Consider the following 18,084-nt stretch of genomic DNA (forward strand, 5'->3'; position numbering starts at 1 on the left):
CGTACGGCGTGTCAGAGGCTGGCGCAGCGAACGGGCCAGGTGGATCGCCCTGCGCGCGCCAGCCTCTCATGAATTCGAATCGTTCACTTGACGATATTTGACGCTGCCAGATACGCAAGAACGCGGCCCGATGGCCGCGTTCTTGCGTATCTGGCAGGGGGCCAGTTTACACCGAATGCCCCCTGTATTCACGCCTGCATTGCCTCTCAGGAGGCGCGAGGTGCAGGCGGCTGCGCCACTTCCTGACCGCGCGACCAGGCCATCAACAGCAGCCCGAACAGCACCATCGGCAGCGACAGCAGCTGGCCCATGGTCAGCCAGTCGAAGGCGATGAAGCCCAGCTGGGAGTCCGGCTGACGGAAGAATTCGGTGATGAACCGGAAGCAACCATAGCAGAGCAGAAACAGCCCGGAGATCAAGCCCTTCTGGCGCGGTTCACGCGAGACGAACCACAGGATGGCGAACAGCACGACGCCTTCCAGTGCAAACTGATAGAGCTGCGAGGGATGACGCGGCTCCGGCCCGTAGAGCGGGTAGACCATGCCCCAGGAGACATCGGTGATGCGCCCCGGCAGCTCCTGATTGATGAAGTTGCCCAGCCGTCCTGCCCCGAGGCCGATCGGCACCATCGGCGCGATGAAATCGGTCAGCTGGAAGAAGGTCAGCTGATGGCGACGCGCGAACAACAGCATCGCGATCAACACGCCCAGCAGACCGCCATGGAAGCTCATGCCGCCATCCCAGACCTTGAAGATCCACACCGGGTCCGCCAGCAGCTTGTCGAAGCCATAGAAGAGCGCATACCCCAGGCGCCCCCCCAGCACCACACCCAGGGCGCCGAAGAAGATCAGGTCGCCCACCGCGTCCTGACTGAGGCCGACACGTGCGCGACGTGCTCGCGCCAGCCCCCAGGCCGCCGCGAAACCGATCACGTACATCAACCCGTACCAGTGAATCTTGAAGGGCCCCAGCGCCAGCGCCACGGGGTCGATCTCAGGATATTGCAACATGTGAAAACCTTGAATGAGGAAGTCGGGCTCTATCAACGCACTGGGCGATGCAGGCATCGCCTCTCAGGCGGGCAGAGCATAACAGTCAAAGCATGAACACGACCTGCCTGAGGCAGCGTATTCCCGCTCACGCCAGCAGAAACCGCAGTCCGACGACGACCAGAATCAGCGCGAACAGGCGCTTGAGCAGCAGAGCTGGCAAGGCATGTGCCAGCCGCGCCCCGAGGCGCGCGAACGGCACGGATACCAGCACGATGCCCAGCCACGCCACCCAATGGACATAGCCGATGGCGTGTTCCGGCAGATTGGGGGCATGCCAGCCAACCACGATGTTGGTCAGTGCGGCGGTCAGCGCAATGGGAAAGCCTGCCGCGGCGGCGGTCCCCACCGCCTCGGTCATGCGCGCCTGCCAGCTGGAGAGCATCGGCACCATCACCGTGCCGCCGCCGATGCCGAACAGCGAGGAAATCACGCCGACGGTACTGCCACCCACGAACTGGCCGACCCGCCCGGGGGCCTGTGCCATCTGGCCCACCTTGAGATCCAGCCCGAGCTTGGCCGCCACCAGCAGCACGAAGACGCCAAAGGCCATCTTGAGCGTCTCACCGCTCAGTTCACTGGCCAGCACCACGCCCAGCCCGGTGCCGACCACCAGTCCCGGCAACAGCCGCTTGAGCCAGTCGAGGCGCACCGCACCGCGCTCATGGTGTGCCCGCGCCGACGACAGCGAGGTCACCACGATGGTGGCCAGCGAGGTGCCGATCGCCAGATGCATCAACACCTCCGGCGCGACGCCTTGCAGCACGAAGGCCGCGGCCAGCACCGGCACGATGACCAACCCACCCCCTATACCGAACAACCCCGCAATCATGCCGGCGACCGCGCCCAACAAGGGATACCACCACCACATACCCGACTCCTCTCATGCTGAATTGCGGTGACTGTCTGCCGAGAGTGGCCAGGGCCTCTCAACGCCATGACCGTCAGCCCTCTGTTGATACTGGACCTTCGCCGCTGCCGGACGCGCGTGGCGTGAGCGTCACGTCAGGCAGCCACATGCTGACCTTGTCGATCAGCGCCTGGGGACGGTAGGGCTTGCCCAGATAATCATCCAGCCCGGCGGCGAAGAAGCGCTCGCGATCAGCTTCACTGGCATTGGCGGTCAACGCGATGATGACACTGCGCCGCCCGCTGCCGGCGGCGGCTTCCTGCTCGCGCCAGCGCTGACTGACACTGACGCCATCCATGCCGGGCATGAAGATATCCATGAACACCAGGGCGTAGAAATGTTGCCCACGTGCGGCCAGTGCCTCTTCGCCGCTGCTGGCGGTATCGACCAACAACCCCTGACGACCGAGCACCGTGCGCGCCAGCATCGCATTCACCGGCCCATCATCCACTACCAGAATGCGGGTTTCGGTCGGCTTGCCCGGCCATGTCATCGGCAGCAGGATTTCCAGCGCCTGCTCGTCGTCCAGATTGACCTGGCGATAGCTGCCGCCCAGCTCGTCGATCAAGCGCCGCGCCATGACAAGACTCGAGGGCGATTGATGGCCGATATCGAGCCCGACATGCCCACGCAGCTCGAGTCGCAGGCAGCAACAGCCAGCGCCCTCGTCATCCGCCCCCTCGGCAGAGAACGCTGCATCGCGACAGGCCGGCAGCTCACAGCCTTGCTGCAGATCAAGCAGTAAGGATTGATGACTGGCGCTTTCGTGGCGCACACAGCCTTCCGCAAGATGCTCGAACAGCTGTGCAAGCCGACGCACATCACCGCGCAATGCCTCCGGCATCGGTCCCAGCTGCCACTCGAAGGGGCAGCCGACATCATGATGGCGCTGCTGCATATCCTCGAGCAGCGCCCCCAGCGTCTCGGTCGGCGAGAAGTCATTCTCTTCCAGCGGTGCCCGTACCACTTCCTCACGCTCGGTCAGGGCATCCAGCAGTTGCGCCACGCTGTCGAGGCGGCCCTGCAGCAGGCTGAGCTCGGCATCCTCGATATGACGCTCGCGCCTGAGCTGACCAAGCTTGCGCACCAGGCCTTGCAACGGCGGCGTCAGCTCGGCGTGCAGCATGTCCAGATAATCGCTCTTCAGGCGAGCCTCTTCCCGTGCACGGTCACGCGCGACCAGCAACTGCTGACTGGCCTGATCATGTTCGGACTCGTCGATCAGCACCCCGAGCACCTGGGCCGGGTCATTGTTGAAGCGACACAGCTCCAGGCGCATGCGCCGCATGCGCCCCTCGGCGTCATGCACCCGGAGTTCACGACTGCTGGGCACGCTGGGGCTGGGCTCCAGCATCAGCAAGCTGCCCACCGACCGCCCCAGCGACTCATGCAATACCAGCCCGAACAGCTTCTCGAAGGCCGGGTTGGCCATCGCCAACAGCCCATGGCGCATCACGAAGGCCGGCAGCGGCAAGGCATCCAGCTCATGGCCGCGACCACGACGCAGCAAGGCCACGGCTCCACGATGGCGACGCAGGATGTCATCCGCCGGATAGCTCTGCCGCCCCACCGGCGGGTACTCCTCCATCACCTCTCCGTTTTCAAGACGCTCGCTCTGGCGCGCCAGCCACTCCAATGGCTGCCCCAGGCGCTGGTCCATACGCCTGAGCCGCCATTGCAAGATGAGCATGACGACAGCGAACACCAGCAGCAGCGCGCCACCACTGCCCAGCAACAGGGTCAGCAGCGGCACCTGGCCGGGCACCTCGAGTCGCGTGCTGGACACCAGGCGCCAACCCGTGACCGGCAAGCTGTCCCACACCACCACCTGGGCGCCGTGCGGGTCATCCAGCGTGGCACCGCGCAGGCTGGTATCCATTGCGCGGGCGATATCCGCAGGCAGCTCCCGTGAATGGCCGTCGCCGACATTGCTGCTGGCCGCCCAGACGTTCAGGTGGTCATCGACCAGCCAGAAGGCATCCGAGGGGGCATGCCCCGGCAGCAGCAGGCGCGCCTCCATCTGCGGCAGCGCGAGATCCAGCCCGACACGCGCCTTCTGGCCATTGCCGAGCGAGATCTCTGCCAACGCCGTGATCTGCGGCAGACCGGCAGGCCCGGGGTGCGGCGGCAGCCAGACCACGCGCGCCGCACCATTGTCGGCATTCTCGGCAAGCTGACGCACGGTGTCCGGCAGCACCCCGGTGTAGGGCATGAAATCACTGCCCGGCGCGAAGGCGTCCAGCACGTTGAACCAGGGATAGAGCATGACCATGCTGTTATCGAGACTCACGAACAGGCGTGAGATCAGGGGGTCCGACGAGTAGAGGTCCGATAGCAGCCACTGCATATGCATCAGTCGCCGCCCGGCGTCACGATCCTTATCGCTCAACGGTCCTTCGAATTCACCATAGAGTGCGGCTCCCCCGCGCGATACCGGCCTGAACAACTGGCCCTGCTCGGTGAGCGAGAACTGGTCCAGGCCATCGTCATAGGCGATGCTCCCGTTGGCGCCGAAGTCGAGATGGCGCCGTGCGTAGCGCGCCAGAATCTGCAGGCGACGCTGCTGGGTTTCCAGGCGCTCGCTGACCAGCGCCGTGGCCAACGCATGCTCCTGCCTGAGTTCCCCCAGCGCGCTATCGACGGCGGCATGCTGCGTGCTGTCCCAGACCACGGCGGCCCCGACCAGAAAGCACAACGCCACCGCCAGCTCCGCCAGCAGCAGCGGGCCAGCCGTCAGCCGAATCATGCGCGCCCAGACCTTCTCCAGGCTACTGGCGGAATTCTGGGCATTCGAAGCCGCCGCCGCGGGCGGTGGCTCGACAGAGGAAGCACGGCGCGAGAACATGATCTGAAAGCATCCTGTAGGTGAGGCGTCGGCAAGCCCGACCGCTTGCCAGCGCAAGCTGTCGAGACAAAGCAGCAGCATACGCAAGCCGCCGTCAGGCGTCATGCAGTGCCCGCGTGACAGAGGCGCTATTTTCTCCCGACCCCCTGATGGAGTGGCGATATGTGCCTGATGGCATTTGACTGGCAACCGGACTCGCCGCAGGGCGAATGCCTGCTACTGATCGGCAACCGGGATGAGTTTCACGCACGCGCCACCATCGGGCTCGGCGTGTGGCCGGATGGCCTGTTGTGCGGCGGACGCGACCTGGTGGCCTGCGGCGGCTGGCTGGTCATGCACCCCGCCGGCAGCCTCGCCACGCTGACCAATGTGCGACAGCTGGACCACCCTGCCCCGACGGCCAGCATCAGCCGTGGCCAGCTGGTCGCGGCAGCGGCGCGTCAGGCGCTGGGCCGATGCTCAGACTGGGGCCTTGAGGACTGGTTGCGCGCCCTGGTCGCGGGAGAGAGCGTGCCTGCGGCACTGGAGGGGGCAGACGCACAGAAGCTGTCTGCGCTGACACTTGAGGCCGTGGACTGGTGCAACCTGCTGGTCTGCGATGGCAAGGCGTTGTGGCGCCTGCATCATGGCCCGAAAGGGGCCGAGGTGAGCCGCCTCGGCGCGGGCATCCACAGCCTGAGCAATGGCCATCCCGAGAGCGACTGGCCCAAGCAACGACGTCTGAGTGGGCGCCTGGCAGCCCTCCTCGCCCCGTCAGCCCGTGCTGGTCAGACAACCGCACGAGCATTGAGCGACGACGCGCTGCTCGACCTGCTCAAGGATGACTGGCGGCCCGCGCCGACTCAGCTGCCGGCCACCGGGCTCACGCCCGAACGCGAAGCCCTGCTGTCCAGCCCGTTCATCGTCAGCGCCGAATATGGCACGCGGGCCTCGACCCTGGTGCGCTGGCAACGCCACCCGGCAAGGGACACGACTGATCCATCTGGTGTGGTACAGACCCTGACCCTGCTGGAGCGCCGCTTCAGCCCTGAGGGCCATACCATCGCCAGCCGCAGGGCCATGACATGTTCGATCGCCCCGGGAAGCGGCGAGAAAGGAGACATCGGCAGCTGGCGGCTCAGTTAGTCGTCTCGCCGGCTTTCTGCGCCACGGGCGCGTTGTCGCGCGGCGGCAACAGATGGGCCAGATCCCAGGCCTGCAGGCGGTGGAGCAACAGGTCATGAACCTCATCGGCGGTGGGCTGACACAGCACCTCGTCCACCAGTCCCTGCGCCGCACCCAGTGACACCCGCCGAATGGCCGCACGCACGCGCGGCAGACTCGGGGCATTCATCGACAGGCTGTCAAAGCCCATGCCCAGCAGCAGCAAGGCCCCGGCGGGGTCGCCCGCCAGCTCACCGCAGACGCTCACCGGCATCTTGAGCGCACGCGACTCTTCCGCCAGGCGCGCCAGGGCGCGCAACACCGCCGGATGGCAGGCATCGTAGAGACTCGCCACGCGCGGGTTGTTGCGATCCACCGCCAGCAGATACTGGGTGAGATCGTTGGAGCCCACGGAGAAGAAGTCGACCCGAGTGGCGAGCGCTTCCAGCTGGTAGAGCGCCGCCGGCACCTCGATCATCACGCCGAGACTCGGTCGCGAGACGTTGATGCCCTCTTCGGCCAGCTCGACCAGCGCCCGATTGACCAGCGCCAGCGCCGCATCAACTTCCTCTATTCCCGAGATCATCGGCAGCATGATGCGCAGATTGTCCAGTCCTTCCGCGGCACGTAGCATGGCACGCAGCTGCACCATCAGCACCTCGGGATGATCGAGTGTCACCCGGATGCCCCGCCAGCCCAGGAAGGGATTGGCCTCGTTGATCGGGAAATAGGGCAGGTCCTTGTCGCCGCCGATATCCAGCGTGCGCATGATGACCGGCAGCGGCGCGAAGCCCGTGAGCTGCTCACGATACAGACGCGCCTGCTCCTGCTCGCTGGGGAAGCGGTCACTCATCATGAACGGCACTTCGGTGCGGTAGAGCCCGACCCCGCCGACCCGCGACTTGAGCGACGCGACGGAATCCAGCGCCAGGCCGGTATTCACCATCAGCGGCAGAACATGACCATCCGGGGTCACGCTTGGCAGATCCTGCTCCTGCTCCAGCAGAGCACTCAACGCCTGCTCCTCCTCGATCAACCGTGAATAGTAGGCGCCGAGCTCAAGCTCGGGACGCACTACCAGTCGACCACGGTGACCATCGAGAATGACCGGTGCACCGCCCAGTCGCGACAACGGAAGATCCACCATGCCCAGCACGGTGGGAATCCCCATCGCACGCGCCAGGATGGCGACATGCGAGGTGCTCGAGCCACTGACCGCGACCAATCCCTTGAGGCGCTCACGCGGCACCTCTCCCAAGGTCGCTGGACTGATCTCGTGGCCGATGAGGATGGTGTTTTCCGGGTATTCGATCGGACCGCTGTCACCCTCTTCCTGCAGGTGTGACAACACGCGGCGCCCGAGATCCCGTATGTCGGCCGCTCTTTCGCGCAGGTAGTCGTCATCGACACGCTCGAGATACTGCACATGGCGGCGCACGATATCGGCCAGCGCCGCCGGCGCCCACTGTCCTTCACGGATGCGCTTCTCGACCTCCTGCCCCAGCGCCGCGTCGCCCAGCATCTGCTGATAGACCTCGAACAGCGCATGTTCCTGGGTGGAGATACGACTGGCGAGACGCTCCGCCGCGACGCGAATCTCTTCGCGCACGGCGTTGATCGCCTCCTTGAGGCGTGCGATCTCGAATTCGATATCGGTGGGGATCAGGTCGGGGACAGCGTCCAGATCGGCAGGCGGAGACAGCACGAAGGCCTTGCCGATGGCGATGCCGGGCGAGCCGGCCACGCCGGAGAAGGTCGCCTGGCCGCTGGTGCCGGCCAGCTTGCCCAGTGCCCCGGTGGCCAGCGCGTGGGCCAGTACCCCCGCCAGCTGTGCGCCGAGGGTGACAAGGAAGGCTTCCTCACCTTCATCGAAGCGGCGCTTCTCGTGTTGCTGGATGACCAGCACCCCAAGCACGCGACGCTGATGAATGATGGGGACACCGAGGAAGCTGGAGAAGCGCTCCTCTCCGGTCTCCTCGAAATAACGGAAATGGGGGTGTGCGGGCGCATCCTCGAGATTGAGCGGCTCTTCTCTGAGCGCCACCATCCCGACCAGGCCCTCGCCACGTGCCAGACTGACCTGCCCCACCGACGACGAGCGCAGACCGATGGTATCCTTGAGCACGAAGCGATCGCTTTCCGGTGCCAGCAGATAGACGGAGCAGACGTCCGTCTTCATGGCCTTGCGTATGCGCAACACCATGGTCGCCAGTGCCGCGTCCAGGGAACGTGCGCCATTGACCTCCTGAACGATACGACGTAGCACCTCAAGCATGGAGTACCTCAAGCATGGTGTCTCTCGCGCATCGGAGACGTCGAGAAAGTGATTGCTGGACACAGGTGGCGTGAATCAGGCTCAGCCACCCGCGCCCATCAACGCCATCAGTCGGACGAATGACGCCCGTGACCCTCGGAGCTGGCGCCACCGGCCTCGGGGTCAGTGGCACCTGTACCATCGAGCCCCTTGGCCGCCGCCGCATTGGCAGTGCCGACCGGTGAGCCACTGGCACCAGGCGTCCCGCAGGCACCTCGCGCCTCATGCAGCGAGGTCCCCTCGGCGAGCGCCTTGAGGCGCTCGGTGTCCACCAGACACTGCAGCCGCGGCGCCAGTTCACGCAGCGCCCGCCGATAGACCTCGCGCTTGAAGGCCACGACCTGCCCCAGTGGATACCAGTAGCTTACCCAACGCCAGCCATCGAATTCCGGCTTGGGTGTGGTATCCACGCTTACGCGGTTGTCCTGACAGCGAATCTGCAACAGGAACCACTTCTGCTTCTGACCGATGCAGATCGGTCGGGAGTGCGTTCTTACCATGCGTCTGGGTAACCGGTAGCGCAGCCATCCACGGGTGCAGGCCAGTATCTCGACGTCCTCAGCTTTCAGGCCGATCTCTTCTTCGAGTTCACGAAACAGCGCCTGTTGCGGTGTCTCGTTTGGCTTGATGCCCCCTTGCGGAAACTGCCACGCATTCTGTCCTACCCGGCGCGCCCAGAGCAGCTGGCCCTCACAGTTGGCAATGATGATGCCAACGTTGGGGCGAAAGCCGTCAGCGTCGATCACGGATGTCACCTTTGATTCGTTAATTGAAACCATTCTTCCACAAAGGCTGAAAGCGCTTCAATACGCGGTTTGGCGGTGTGAAAGCCCGAGTACCTCTGCAATAATCGCTGCCTTCACGCTATTGCAGTGCAACACGGCCGGGCGAGACTGCTCGTCGGCCACCGTACACCCGCGCAAACACTGGGCCGGCACCCTATCGTGCTCTGTTGTCCGTGTCTGTCGCCCAGCCGAGTGTGGCTGGGCAGAGCAAGGAGTTTTCCGTGAGTCTGGCCATCTTTGATCTCGACAATACCCTGATCGCCGGGGACAGTGATCACGCCTGGGGCGAATTTCTGGTCGAACAGGGCGCTGTCGACGCCAACGTCTATCGTGAAGCCAACGAGCGCTACTACCAGCTCTACCAGAGTGGCGAGCTGGACATTCACGAATACCTGGCCTTCTCACTCAAGCCGTTGTCCGAGAACAGTCCGGAGCAGCTGGCGGCCTGGCACCAGCAGTTCATGGCCGCCAAGATCGAGCCCATCATCCTGCCGCGGGCGGAAGAGCTGCTGGCACGTCACCGGGCACGCGGCGACACCCTGCTGATCATCACCGCCACCAATCGCTTCATCACCGCTCCCATCGCTGAGCGCCTCGGCGTCGATGAGCTGATCGCCATCGAGCCCGAGATCGTCAACGGCCGCTACACCGGGCGCGTCAGTGGCGTCCCCAGCTTCCAGGCCGGCAAGGTGACCCGCCTCGAAGCCTGGCTCGCCGAACGTGACCACACCCTGGATGGCAGCACCTTCTACAGCGACTCCATCAATGACCTACCGCTGCTGGAGCGTGTCGATACTGCCATCGCGGTGGACCCGGATAAGCAACTGCGCGACGCCGCTGACGCGCGCGATTGGCGAATCATTTCACTGCGCGACTGATAACAGACTGATTTACATGGATTTTATCGATCCATAAGGTCGAGCGACCTCAGCTATAAGGTTTTCATGTGGCCACAAGCATTCACCATAAAGTCGACCTTATTTGCTGAATCATTTCGCACAAGATGTGTCTATAATGTGTGTCCATCGAACCGTCGAGCCTGGTGCGGCAACTTTTGCCCCGTCACGGCAGGACGGCCTCCGGAATCCCGGTCGGGTCCGGGGGATGTCCCTCACCAACCTTGAGCGTGAGCAGCCATGTCCTCAACGACATACGATGTTCTGATTGTGGGTGGCGGCGTGTCCGGCACCGCCCTTCTCTATGAACTCGCCCGCTACACCGACCTCAAGTCGGTCGGCCTGGTGGAAAAGTACGACCACGTCGCGATCGTCAACTCGCACGGTCGCAACAACTCCCAGACCATTCACTGCGGCGACATCGAGACCAACTACACGGTTGAGAAGGCGCGTGTGACCAAGCGCACCGCGGGCATGGTGGTCAACTTCGCCACCAAGCTCAGTGAGAGTGAGCGCGATCACATCGTCTACAAGTATCCGAAGATGGTACTGGCGGTCGGTGCCAAGGAATGCCAGTTCCTGCGCAAGCGTTTCGACACCTTCAAGCAGCTGTTCCCCAATCTGAAGCTGCTCGAGCGTGATGACATCGCCGAGCTGGAGCCGAAGGTGGTGGAAGGTCGTCGTCCTGACGAGGAAATCGTCGCGCTGGGTTCCACCGACGAATATACCGCCGTCAACTACACCACCCTGTCGGAAGCCTTCGTCAGCGAAGGCGAGAAGGCAGCGGCCGAGAAAGGCATGAACTTCGACGTTCGCCTCTCGACCGCCGTGGAAGACATTCGCAAGGAAGGCGACGTCTACAAGGTCAAGACCGACAAGGGCGAGCTCAGCGCACGCTATGTCGTGGTCAGCGCCGGCGGTCACTCGCTGCTGTTCGCCCACAAGATGGGTTACGGCCTGGACAAGTCCTGCCTGCCGATGGCCGGCTCCTTCTACTTCACCCCGAAGGTGCTCAACGGCAAGGTCTACACCATCCAGAACGAGAACCTGCCGTTCGCCGCCGTCCACGGCGACCCGGACGTGCTGGTGGAAGGCAAGACCCGCTTCGGCCCGACCGCACTGATGCTGCCGCTGCTGGAGCGCTACAACGGCAAGACCTTCTGGGAGTTCCTCAAGGTGCTGCGCATGGACCGCAACGTCGTCAAGGCCCTGTGGGACCTGATGAAGGTGCGCGACATCCGCAACTACATCTTCAAGAACTTCATGTTCGAGGTGCCGGTGCTGCGTGAGCGTCTGTTCCACGGCGACATCAAGAAGATCGTGCCGAGCCTGGACGTCAAGGACGTCAGCTTCGCCAAGGGCTTCGGTGGCGTTCGTCCGCAGTTGATCGACAAGAGCAAGCAGAAGCTCGTGATGGGCGAAGCCAAGATCAATCCAGGCACCGGCATCGTCTTCAACATGACGCCGTCACCGGGTGGCACCAGCTGCCTGGGCAACGCCGAGAAGGACATGTATCTCGCCCAGGAATTCCTTGGCTTCAACATCGACAAGGAAGCCTTCGAGCGTGACCTGCTGACCGGCGAGATCGAATTGACCGAGATCGAGCGTCCGGAAGCCTCCTCTCTGATGTAAGCCTCTTTCGAGACACGCCTCGGGATGAGCATCAAAAAGCCCCGCCAGCATTCGCTGGCGGGGCTTTTTGATAGGTGCCTGCTGATGGCTGCCTGACGGAAGGTGCCTCAGGACACCGATTGGCCCGACGTGGCCGTCCGGGCAATTGGCTCGTGTACCGCATGCAGACGCTGGATCAGCTGATCCTCCAGCGCGAAACGCTCGGTCAGCCCCTGCTGCAGGCGAGCCAGCCATTCCGGCAGTCGTGCGCGATAGTGCTGGCAGCGGGTAGGGCTGGAGAAATCCTCATCGAAGGACAGCACCAGCTCGGTGGAGGGCTCCAGGCGCTGCATCAGCTGCTCGCAGACCGCCAGTGCCGCGGTGTCCTCGAAGACACGACCTTCTTCCTTGAGCTGGGGATAGACCTCGAAATGCCCCGCCGAGATGTAGTCCATCAAAAGCTCGATGAAGCGATTGACGCGTGTCATCTCGAGCTGCTCGAGGTCATTGACACAGGCCTCGTGCAGATCCATGAAGCAGACCAGCATCTCGCGTCGCTGGTCCAGCCAGCGATCAACCAACTGATGAACGCCACGAAAGCGTTCCGCCGCAGTGGTGCATTCCTCCAGCATGGGCGCCTCCTCTGGCATGACCCGAACGATAGGGGCTGACCTCCGGTGCTCGCCCCGCTGCCAACCCACTATCCTCCATGCCGTGCGCGCTGCCAACCCCCCACCATGGTGGCAGGGGCAATGGCTTCAACGGCGGCAACTGCTCCACAACATCGCCAGCGGCACCAGCGCCAGCCCACAGAAACCGATCAGCGACCACTGGGGAATCGAAAGTCCCAGCCACTGTGCGCTGATCTGGGCGCACTCACCGGAGGCGTTGAGCACCTGGGTGATCACGTCCCATACCGGCAGCACTTCCAGCATGTAGTTGAGGCCCGGGCCACAGGCCGGCACCTGGTCCGGCGGCAGAGACTGCAGCCAGACATGGCGCCCCGCCAGCACGACAGCACCGAGGCTGCCGGCCAGTGCGCCCAGCGCATAGATGCGCGTGCCGATGCGTCCGGGGCCATGCAAGGCCCCCAGCAGGAAGAAGACGCCGGCCACAGCCACCGCCACGCGCTGGAAGATGCACAGTGAACACGGCGCCAGATCGAAGGCGAACTGCAGCACGAAGGCCACGCCCAGCAGAAAGGCGCATCCCAGCGCTCCCAACAGACACCATTGACGCCCACTCCAGCTCGCCAGGCTGGCAAGCCCACCCTTGCGCGCTACCGGCTGCTGCCCAGATTGTTTGTCCGCTTGTGTCATTTGCCGTCCTTGCCGGTCGAACTCCAGTGGAGTCATGGGTGAGAAATGACGCAGCCGCAAGGCCATCAAGGCCCTGCGACTGCATGGAGGCTTGCACCGCGTCGTGCCCCGCAGCCGCGCTCAGTCTGGCTGCACAGGCCACATACATCATCGGCGCCTCAAGCCTGAGGCGCCGATGATGCAGCGATAGCCGAATCCGTCACTATCAGCGACTGATACCTATCATGCCGTGTCGCGATGACCTGAACATGAATTGGCGTTGCGTCACGAGATCACGCCGGTTGCGTAGCATGGGCGGACGCGAAGTACTCGGCCATGAAGGTGTCGAAATCCTGATGATCCCCCTTCTCGATATCACCCTGTTGCTGCAGCGAGGTCTCGACCAGCTGATCGAGCAGATAGCCGCGCGCACGCTCCGTCGGTTCTGACTTGAACTGCTCGGCCTGGCCCTTGGCCAGCGCCAGCACTTCGTCGACGAAGTTGCTGCCGTTGTCGAGCATGCTGGTCAGCAGACGGCCAGACGGTGTGGTCTGCGCATCATCGAAGCGCGGTGCGAGTGCCGCCAGCGCATCACGGTGCGCGCTGCCAGTCTTGTCGCCACTGTCGAGCAGGCCCGCGACTTCTCCCAGCTCATCCATGATATTGGCTGCCAGATCGCGCAGGCGTCGCTCTTCACCATTGACGCTCAGGGTCAGCGCCGGGTCACGCCCGGCCTCGACCACGCGACGCTTGCTGTCGTCGAGCGTGGCGCATTCCTCGTCGTCGATCCACGGACTCTCGGTCAGCAGACACCAGATCAGGAAGGTATCGAGGAAGCGGATCTGCGTCTCGTCGATCCCGACCGGCAGGAAGGGATTGAGATCCAGACAGCGCACTTCGATGTATTCGACACCGCGCCCTTCCAGTGCCTGACTGGGCGTCTCGTTCTGCCGGGTGACACGCTTGGGACGGATGTCGGAGTAGTACTCGTTCTCGATCTGCAGGATGTTGCTGGAGAGCTGCGACCAGCTGCCGTCGGCCTGCTTGACGCCCAGCTTCTCGTAGTCCTTCCACGGCGTGACAATGGCGTGACGCAGGGTGCCGACGAAGTTGTCCAGCGAGTTGAAACAGATCTTGAGCTGCGCCTGCACCTTGTTCTGATAGCCCAGGTCCGACATGCGCAGACTGGTGGCGTAGGCCGAGACCAGGCTGCGGTCCGCCTGACGCTTGAGGCGATCATCATTGCCGCCATCGAGGAAGCTCTCGTCGATCCCCGGCGAGGCGCCGAACAGATAGAGCAGGATCCAGCTATGGCGGCGGAAGTTGCGGATCAACTCGAAATAGCGACGCGAGCGGAAATCACGCGCATCTTCCGCCTCTGCCCCTTCCAGCCCCTGCAGCAGGCTCCAGAAATCATCCGGCAGCGAGAAGTTGTAATGGATACCGGCAATCGACTGCATGATGCGCCCGTAACGGACATCCAGCCCCTTGCGGTAGATATGCTTCATGGTGCCGCTGTTGGAGGTGCCGTAATCGGCGATCGGCACGCTGTCATTACCGTGCAGACGCGGCGGCATGCTGGCCGGCCAGATCAGCTCATCGCCCAGGTTGCGATAGCTGAAGCGATGCAGGTCAGCCAGAAACTCCAGCGACTCCTTGGGACGAGTGAACACCGGGGTGATGTACTCGAGCAGAGACTCGGAATAGTCCGTGGTGATGTACGGATGGGTCAGCTTCGACCCCAGAGAACGCGGATGCGGCGTCTGGCTGATGTCACCGCCAGCGGTAACCCGCAGGCCTTCCTTCTCGATACCACGGCGCAGGCGCCCGAAGAGACCCTGACGGGCCTGGGGCGTGAGTCGCGCGATGGCGGACGCGAGTTGCTCGGACAAGGTATGAACCCTTTCGCATGGGGAGAAGCCCAGCCTCTCCGGTCGAATTGGATGACCATGGCCCGCGTGCTGCACCGGATGCCATGCAAGACGCGAACGGCAGGCACCGTTCGCGTCAGGTCAGTATGCCCACATTATGGGCGCGTAAAAAATGCTTTCAAGGCTTATGATTTTGACTTGCGCGCATTGAGCAGTGCTGCCGCCATCGCATTGTTGGCCGGTGCCGCGCCGCCGCTAGCGCCAGAATTACTGCCGCGACCGCCGCGCTCCTGACGGCCACCACCGCCTTGCGAGCGCCCACCACGACCGCCCTCTGCGCCGCGTCGCGCCTCGCCGGCCGCGCCTTTCTCGGCGGGAGTATCGCTCATACGCATGCTCAACGCGATGCGCGCGCGCGGGATGTCGACCTCCATCACCTTGACGCTGACGATGTCGCCCGCCTTGACCACCTCCCGCGGGTCGGCAACATACTTTTGCGACAGGGCAGAGATGTGTACCAGGCCGTCCTGATGCACGCCGATATCCACGAAGGCTCCGAAGTGAGTCACGTTGGTGACGACGCCCTCAAGCTTCATGCCCGACTCGAGATCCTTGAGGGTCTCGACGCCTTCCTTGAACTCGGCGAAGCGGAACTCGGGACGCGGGTCACGTCCCGGCTTGTCCAGTTCGCGCAGGATATCGGTCACCGTCGGCAGGCCGAAGTACTCATCGGTGAATTCCGTCGGCTTCACGGTACGCAGGAAGGCGCTATCACCCAGCAGACTCGGCAGATCACGCCCGTGTGCCTTGGCGATGCGCTCGACCAGCGGATAGGCCTCCGGGTGGACGGCGCTGGCATCCAGCGGATTCTTGCCGGAGGCGATGCGCAAAAAGCCGGCACACTGCTCGAAGGTGCGCGGGCCCAGCCGGCTGACCTTGAGCAATTCCTGGCGCGAGGCGAAACGGCCATTGGCGTCCCGGTGCGCGACGATATTCTCGGCAAGCGTGGTGTTGAGACCCGCGACACGCGACAGCAGCGCGCTGGAGGCCATGTTGAGATCGACGCCAACACCGTTGACGCAATCCTCGACGACGGCCTCCAGACTGCGCCCCAACTGCACCTGACTGACATCGTGCTGGTACTGGCCCACGCCGATGGACTTGGGCTCGATCTTGACCAGCTCGCCCAGCGGGTCCTGCAGGCGGCGGGCGATGGAGACCGCGCCGCGGATGGTCACGTCCAGATCCGGAAATTCGCGCGCCGCATATTCCGAGGCCGAGTAGATGGACGCGCCGGCCTCGTTGACCATCACTTTCTGCAGACGACGGCCGGACAGGCGCGTCAGCACGTCGGCGGCCAGCTTGTCAGTCTCGCGTGAGGCGGTGCCATTGCCGATGGCGATCAGCTCGACATCATGCCGTTCGATCAGCTTGACCAGCTCGGCCACCGAGGCGTCCCAGCGATTGTGCGGTGCATGCGGATAGAGGGTGGCCTGATCGACATACTTGCCGGTGGCATCCACTACCGCGACCTTGACGCCGGTGCGTAGCCCCGGGTCCAGCCCCAGTGTGGCCTTGGGGCCCGCCGGCGCTGCCAGCAGCAGGTCCTTCAGGTTGTCGGCGAAGACCTGGATGGCCTCCTGCTCGGCGCGCTCGCGCAGGCGCCCGATCAGTTCGCTTTCCAGATGGGTGTAGAGCTTGACGCGCCAGGTCCAGCGCACCACTTCCTTCAACCAGCGGTCCGCGGCGCGCCCCTGATCGTCTATGGAGAAATGCGCCGCGATGGCGCCTTCCATCGGGTGACGCGGCAGGTCGTCCTCGCCTTCCAGCTTGAGCGCGAGGCTCAGCACGCCTTCGTTGCGACCCCGCAGCATGGCCAGCGCACGGTGCGAGGGCGCCTTGTGCAGCGGTTCGTCATGCTCGAAGTAATCGGAGAACTTGGCGCCCTCCTGCTCCTTGCCCTTCATGACGCGCGCGCTGAGGATGCCGTCGTCCCACAGACGTTGACGCAGGCGACCGACCAGCGCGGCATCCTCCGCGAAGCGCTCCATCAGAATCTGCTTGGCGCCATCCAGCGCCGCCTTGGTATCGGCCACGTCCTTGTCGGCAGCGACGAAGCCAGCCGCCTGAGCCTCCGGCTCCAGCGTCGGGTCATTGAGCAGCGCATCGGCCAGAGGCTCAAGCCCCGCTTCACGGGCGATCTGGGCCTTGGTACGGCGCTTCTTGCGATACGGCAGGTAGAGATCTTCCAGACGCTGCTTGCTGTCGGCGGCCAGCACATCGCGCTCAAGCGTGGCGCTCAGCTTGTTCTGCTCGGCGATCGACTCGAGCACGACCTGACGCCGCTCCTCCAGCTCACGCAGATAGCGCAGGCGCTCTTCGAGCTGACGCATCTGGGTGTCATCAAGCCCGCCGGTGGCTTCCTTGCGGTAGCGCGAGATGAACGGCACGGTCGCGCCGCCATCCAGCAGCTCGACGGTGGCAGTGATCTGTTCTTCGCGCACCCCAAGCTCACCGGCCAGCGCCTGTTGAATGCGGCGAGTGGTGGCAGCGGGCGACAGCGTCGGTGCAGGACGGGAGGTGGTAGCGTCAGTTGCAGTAGCGTCCATGAAACGTCAGTCCCTTACAGCAGAATTCATGCGGCAATATACAGACGGCCCGGTCGTGGAGTTGACCGGGCCGTCTGTATCACGATGTCGTCACGTTACCACAAAGCGGCAAGATTGCTTTAGCCGCTCACTGCGCCAATCGGGATGCCTCCCAAGCGCCTCACGCGGGCACGAAGCGCAGCGCGACACCGTTGTTGCACCAGCGCAGGCCGGTGGGTTCGGGACCATCCTCGAAGACATGCCCCTGGTGCCCGCCACAGCGCGCACAGTGATATTCGGTGCGCGGCCAGATGAGTCCGTAGTCGATCTTGGTCAGCAGGCGGCCTTCGATATGATCGAAGAAGCTAGGCCAGCCAGTGCCGGACTCGAACTTGGTGGCAGAAGAGAACAGCGCCAGATCACAACCGGCACAGCGATACTCGCCCTCGCGATGCTCCCTGTTGAGCTCGCTGGAGCCCGCACGCTCGGTGCCCTCCTCGCGCAGTACGCGATACTGCTCCGGGCTCAGGCGGGCACGCCATTCATCTTCCTCCAGGGTCAGCGGCGTGATGTCCGCGCCACGCTCGAGTTCCAGCTGCGGACGTGCGGCAGACAGCCTGGGCAGGGCCAGCATCGCTCCCGCCCCCAGCACCAGCCCCATGAATTGGCGTCGTTGCATGACGTGTCTCCTTATGACAATGAACGGCAATACTGACCTCTACGCGCAGCAACCTGCGTTGGATGCATTCGCCGCAAGAGAAAGCCCCCACGATG

General features: G+C 63.9%; 12 protein-coding genes and 1 pseudogene. 3 read left to right on the forward strand and 10 right to left on the reverse strand.

All coding sequences use genetic code 11. The features are described from left to right. Positions 1-206: 206 nt before the first annotated feature. The 3 genes from lgt to AC5WNJ_RS12485 all read right to left on the reverse strand — a co-directional run bounded on the left by lgt (position 207) and on the right by AC5WNJ_RS12485 (position 4,804). Entirely contained in the window at positions 207-1,010 is an 804-nt protein-coding gene (lgt, locus tag AC5WNJ_RS12475; protein WP_176677676.1) for a prolipoprotein diacylglyceryl transferase, read from the reverse strand. Between the two features lie 127 nt (positions 1,011-1,137). Continuing rightward, positions 1,138-1,920 carry a sulfite exporter TauE/SafE family protein gene (locus tag AC5WNJ_RS12480; protein WP_253061293.1) on the reverse strand — a complete coding sequence of 261 codons (783 nt, stop codon included), beginning with the start codon at positions 1,918-1,920 and terminating at the stop codon, positions 1,138-1,140. A gap of 73 nt (positions 1,921-1,993) precedes the next feature. Next, on the reverse strand, positions 1,994-4,804 hold the full coding sequence (locus AC5WNJ_RS12485; protein ID WP_495929826.1) for a response regulator: 2,811 nt from the start codon (positions 4,802-4,804) through the stop codon (positions 1,994-1,996). Positions 4,805-4,975: 171 nt separating this feature from the next. Between AC5WNJ_RS12485 and AC5WNJ_RS12490 the strand changes: the two genes are divergently transcribed. Next, positions 4,976-5,929 (forward strand): NRDE family protein, encoded by a 954-nt coding sequence (locus AC5WNJ_RS12490; RefSeq protein WP_495929827.1) that lies wholly within the window; start codon positions 4,976-4,978, stop codon positions 5,927-5,929. On the opposite strand, the gene ptsP is transcribed toward AC5WNJ_RS12490, so the two are convergent. Together ptsP and AC5WNJ_RS12500 are read right to left on the reverse strand one after the other, a co-directional pair. Next, on the reverse strand, positions 5,922-8,222 hold the full coding sequence (gene ptsP / locus AC5WNJ_RS12495) for a phosphoenolpyruvate--protein phosphotransferase (protein WP_253061299.1): 2,301 nt from the start codon (positions 8,220-8,222) through the stop codon (positions 5,922-5,924). The two genes, AC5WNJ_RS12490 and ptsP, sit on opposite strands and share 8 nt — an antisense overlap. A gap of 311 nt (positions 8,223-8,533) precedes the next feature. Further along, positions 8,534-9,007 (reverse strand): annotated as a pseudogene (locus AC5WNJ_RS12500) (RNA pyrophosphohydrolase); the annotation flags it as partial. A 260-nt stretch (positions 9,008-9,267) separates the two neighbouring features. Here AC5WNJ_RS12500 and AC5WNJ_RS12505 point away from each other — a divergent pair. Together AC5WNJ_RS12505 and AC5WNJ_RS12510 are read left to right on the forward strand one after the other, a co-directional pair. After that, entirely contained in the window at positions 9,268-9,924 is a 657-nt protein-coding gene (locus AC5WNJ_RS12505; protein ID WP_495929828.1) for a histidinol-phosphatase, read from the forward strand. Between the two features lie 258 nt (positions 9,925-10,182). Continuing rightward, positions 10,183-11,574, forward strand: coding sequence for an FAD-dependent oxidoreductase (locus AC5WNJ_RS12510; protein ID WP_175088486.1), 1,392 nt, complete (start codon positions 10,183-10,185; stop codon positions 11,572-11,574). Positions 11,575-11,681: 107 nt separating this feature from the next. Here AC5WNJ_RS12510 and rsd read toward each other — a convergent pair whose 3' ends face one another. From rsd to msrB, 5 genes are all read right to left on the reverse strand, one after another. After that, on the reverse strand, positions 11,682-12,185 hold the full coding sequence (gene rsd / locus AC5WNJ_RS12515) for a sigma D regulator (RefSeq protein WP_253061303.1): 504 nt from the start codon (positions 12,183-12,185) through the stop codon (positions 11,682-11,684). Positions 12,186-12,311: 126 nt separating this feature from the next. Next, positions 12,312-12,872: a disulfide bond formation protein B gene (locus AC5WNJ_RS12520; RefSeq protein ID WP_495929829.1), complete on the reverse strand. Its 561-nt coding sequence runs from the start codon at positions 12,870-12,872 to the stop codon at positions 12,312-12,314. 272 nt (positions 12,873-13,144) lie between these two features. Next, entirely contained in the window at positions 13,145-14,743 is a 1,599-nt protein-coding gene (gene gshA, locus AC5WNJ_RS12525) for a glutamate--cysteine ligase (protein WP_253061305.1), read from the reverse strand. Positions 14,744-14,907: 164 nt separating this feature from the next. Beyond that, positions 14,908-17,331, reverse strand: a complete 2,424-nt coding sequence (locus AC5WNJ_RS12530; protein WP_495929830.1) for a Tex family protein — start codon at positions 17,329-17,331, stop codon at positions 14,908-14,910. Between the two features lie 160 nt (positions 17,332-17,491). Further along, positions 17,492-17,989 (reverse strand): peptide-methionine (R)-S-oxide reductase MsrB, encoded by a 498-nt coding sequence (gene msrB / locus AC5WNJ_RS12535; protein ID WP_253061309.1) that lies wholly within the window; start codon positions 17,987-17,989, stop codon positions 17,492-17,494. Between the last annotated feature and the right edge of the window lie 95 nt (positions 17,990-18,084).

The organism is Cobetia sp. PDI-23MA, assembly GCF_059507735.1.

What these genes read in the sequence shown, in the direction of transcription:
- lgt (WP_176677676.1), bottom strand. Translation starts at nt 1,010, where the DNA reads ATGTTGCAATATCCTGAGATCGACCCCGTGGCGCTGGCGCTGGGGCCC.
- AC5WNJ_RS12480 (WP_253061293.1), bottom strand. Translation starts at nt 1,920, where the DNA reads ATGTGGTGGTGGTATCCCTTGTTGGGCGCGGTCGCCGGCATGATTGCG.
- AC5WNJ_RS12485 (WP_495929826.1), bottom strand. Translation starts at nt 4,804, where the DNA reads ATGTTCTCGCGCCGTGCTTCCTCTGTCGAGCCACCGCCCGCGGCGGCG.
- AC5WNJ_RS12490 (WP_495929827.1), top strand. Translation starts at nt 4,976, where the DNA reads ATGGCATTTGACTGGCAACCGGACTCGCCGCAGGGCGAATGCCTGCTA.
- ptsP (WP_253061299.1), bottom strand. Translation starts at nt 8,222, where the DNA reads ATGCTTGAGGTGCTACGTCGTATCGTTCAGGAGGTCAATGGCGCACGT.
- AC5WNJ_RS12510 (WP_175088486.1), top strand. Translation starts at nt 10,183, where the DNA reads ATGTCCTCAACGACATACGATGTTCTGATTGTGGGTGGCGGCGTGTCC.
- rsd (WP_253061303.1), bottom strand. Translation starts at nt 12,185, where the DNA reads ATGCTGGAGGAATGCACCACTGCGGCGGAACGCTTTCGTGGCGTTCAT.
- AC5WNJ_RS12520 (WP_495929829.1), bottom strand. Translation starts at nt 12,872, where the DNA reads ATGACACAAGCGGACAAACAATCTGGGCAGCAGCCGGTAGCGCGCAAG.
- AC5WNJ_RS12530 (WP_495929830.1), bottom strand. Translation starts at nt 17,331, where the DNA reads ATGGACGCTACTGCAACTGACGCTACCACCTCCCGTCCTGCACCGACG.
- msrB (WP_253061309.1), bottom strand. Translation starts at nt 17,989, where the DNA reads ATGCAACGACGCCAATTCATGGGGCTGGTGCTGGGGGCGGGAGCGATG.